5 protein-coding genes are annotated in these 3,116 nt (G+C 61.1%); all 5 read right to left on the reverse strand.

Translation table 11 applies throughout. From position 1 onward, the window contains the following. A partial coding sequence (locus AC07WC_RS17695) for a zonular occludens toxin family protein (RefSeq protein ID WP_495211163.1) occupies positions 1-1,225 on the reverse strand: 1,225 nt, incomplete at its 3' end. Then, on the reverse strand, positions 1,225-1,545 hold the full coding sequence (locus tag AC07WC_RS17700) for a phage coat protein (protein WP_495211164.1): 321 nt from the start codon (positions 1,543-1,545) through the stop codon (positions 1,225-1,227). The genes AC07WC_RS17700 and AC07WC_RS17695, both read right to left, overlap by 1 nt. A gap of 9 nt (positions 1,546-1,554) precedes the next feature. Continuing rightward, entirely contained in the window at positions 1,555-2,514 is a 960-nt protein-coding gene (locus AC07WC_RS17705; protein ID WP_495211165.1) for an attachment protein, read from the reverse strand. Positions 2,515-2,700: 186 nt separating this feature from the next. Continuing rightward, positions 2,701-2,829, reverse strand: a complete 129-nt coding sequence (locus tag AC07WC_RS17710) for a capsid protein (RefSeq protein ID WP_481433565.1) — start codon at positions 2,827-2,829, stop codon at positions 2,701-2,703. A 42-nt stretch (positions 2,830-2,871) separates the two neighbouring features. Further along, positions 2,872-3,114, reverse strand: coding sequence for a hypothetical protein (locus tag AC07WC_RS17715; protein WP_495211166.1), 243 nt, complete (start codon positions 3,112-3,114; stop codon positions 2,872-2,874). Between the last annotated feature and the right edge of the window lie 2 nt (positions 3,115-3,116).

Genomic DNA, 3,116 nt, shown 5'->3' on the forward strand with positions numbered 1-3,116 from the left:
CACCATGGGCGCTGGCGCCAGCACCACGCCCACTCGCTGCGCTCGCAGTCGCGGTGCCAGCCCCATCGCCGGACAGGTTGTACAGGCGTGCATCCTTTTCGCGGATAGGCGCGTTATACGGCCAAGCAGTAGCCACCGTCACATGGCTCCCGGCCGACAGCCGAAGCCCATACGACTCGACGGCGACCTCGTAGCCCAGTGCACGAAGCTGGCGTATGTCCAGTTGTTCAATGATTTCGTTGCTCTCCGTGCTGATCCACTGAACCCACCCGCGATCTTCTCCAGCGACCTGGGCAATCAGCGCGAGCCGTATCCGGCCCTTCTCCCCGAGATCCGCCACATACCGCTGCTCAGTGGTCAGATCGGCAAGGGGATCCCGCTCCGGCTCCGGCGCGGCCGGTTCGCCCTGCACTGTCTCCCCTGCCCCATGCGCCATCGGCTGCGACCGCCGAGCGGCGTCCTGAGTGCTTGCGCGGGGCGCTGGCTCGCTCTTGGGCTTTGATTTCAGGAAGAACCCTGCGAAGAAGTACAGGCCAATGCCACCCAGCACGAGGAAGATCACGCCGCGCACTGCCATTGCGGCCCACACCGTCTTACCGCCTTCCTCGTAGACCTCGGTGTTCTCCGCGCCCGGCGCGTAGCCGTCATACAGCGGGAAAATGGCCGGATCGTACTTGAGCGTCTGCCCGCCCACCTTTTCGTACTTGCCCGGCGACGTGGTGTGGAAAAAGGTCACGCGGTACCGGGATTTACTGCCCACTGCGGTGAGCTTCTGGAACGTGTTCTTGCGCTCGATGCGCGCCTTGACCGCCGAGTGAAGCCGGTTGATCCACTGCGTCATGATGACGGCGTCACCGCCGTTCTGGCCCAGCAGCGCCCAGAAATTCTCTACCTCCGGGCTGAGCGGCTTGCGCTCGTTGACATAGAACTCATGTACCTCATCGATCACCACTAGCGCATCTTTGAAGTGATCCGGGATGCACCACTTGCCGGTGTCGTCCTGGCTGCACGAGAAGGCGCTAACAACCTCTTTCGTGTCTACCAGCACCAGCTGCGCCCGCACATCGCTTTCAGCCATGCCCAGGTGCGCGGCGATCTTGTCGTGACGCAGACCATTCAGTCGGGCGTACACGCGACGGCCCTTCTTCAGGGCCGGGAGAATGTGATTCTTTACCGCGTCATAGCTCTTGCCAGCACGCGGAACGCCTTCGTTGAATACAAGCATTACCAGATACCTATCGTGAGAACGCGCCGCAGCAGATAGAACACGATGGCCACCCCGATCATCACCATGGATGGCCCAAGCTGGAACAGCTGGGCGAACCACATCACGGTGCTACCGCCCTTGGCCAGCATGTCGCCGAGGCTGGTGTTCTGCATGAATTCCGGCAACGGCAACTTGGACAGCACGTACAAGATCAGTTCCGCGAGCACCTTGAACGTGCGCACGATCGAGGCAACAACCATGTCCCACAACGTGTCGAACATCTTCAACACGAGGTTCCACAGCCACTGTTTGAAATCGTCAATCCACCCAGCAAACATTGGCTATCCTCAGGTCAGCGAGATGCGGACGGCGGCATAGGCCGCAATCGCAAAGATCACGTATCCGCACAGCTGCAGCAGCGCCAAGAAGTCGCCCGAACAGTGCGCGCTATAGGTCATCGACGCCCACCATTTGGTCGCCGAAACAGTAAAGGTTGGGCACGAGCCGTTGCCCGAGATCTTCATAAACTTCGTGACGCCATCGACCGCTTTGGTCTTCTTGGCCTTGTCATAGAAATCATCGAACACGCTTTGTACCGTGTCCTTGGGGGCCTTCCATATCTCACCCTCGGGAAGCGTTGACCCTTCGCCATCACCGTCGCCTTCCCCATTCCCATCCCCATCGCCGGGGCCATTTCCGTTGCCGTCGCCGTCGCCGTCTCCATTACCGTCACCATCGCCGTCACCGTTGCCACCACCATCGCCGCCACCGCCGTTGCCGGGGCCGGTGCCGGGATCACTGCCGCCATCACCACCGCCATCGCCGGGAATCTCACCACCACCACCGCCATCGCCATCACCGGGCGCCGGTGTCTCTGGCGAGGGAAGATCACTGTTCTTGCAGACCTGGCCGTTCGCGGTGAACAGTCGTCCGGTAGGCGATCCGGCATAGACCGACCCATCATATGCACAGCCATCGTGGCAGACCGAGCCTAGACCATTGTCGCCGCCGCCTTTCCATCCCGTTTGCTCTGAACGACTGGCACAAGATTGCTCCTTGGGGTAGTTGCAAAGATCACCACGACGCGCATCCGTCCACGCGTTGAAACACTTGTACTCCCAACGAGCCTCATAGGACCCTTCGGAAATCTTGATCGAGCGTGGGTTTCGAGACTGGCAGTTCGCAGCACCAGCCGCAGCAGCTTGCGCGTAGCAGGCAGCATATGCCGCCCCTTCATCGGGCCACGTCGAGGCTTTCACGTCTGCGATGTGACCCATGAACGCTGCCACGAGCAGCAGCGCGGTCAACACGCATTGAGGCATGGGCCGCCGCACAGGATGAGAGCGGATCACGCATCCATCCCCTTGACGCCCGCCATCCCGCAGCACGCGCCGATGAACCCACACAGCACCAATACGATCATGTCCTGGACTCCCGTCGATCCCCACATAGAGCAAGGGCGATGCCGAAACATCGCCCCGCCCTGCCCTGCATCAGCCGAAGAAGCCGGCCACCTTCTTTGCTGCCCACTTCGTGAAGCCCAACAGGGCGATGATGGTGGCCGCGCCGATCAGGGCGGGGACGGCATCAGCAGCGCTCAGGCCAGTGAGAATGGAATCCATGGTGTCTCTCCTTGCATTGGTTGGTTGATTGGTTTTTGCCGGTCATTTGTCAAACATCGTTGCGACGCTACCGACGATGCGTCCCACGACAAACCACGCGATCACTACCCCGCAGGTGGTAGTTGCCCATAAGAGGGCTTCCTCCGGTGTGGGCATCGAAAGCGCTTGCTGCACGACCTCGTAAACACCGTGTTCCGAGGCACTGACCAGTACGTAGCCCGCACACTCGGCAACCGGCTGTCCGGTAGGCAGAAGGGTGCCGTCTGCTTGGAGGGCTACGCACAGGG

The sequence above is a fragment of the Stenotrophomonas sp. GW821-FHT01H02A genome, from assembly GCF_059422145.1.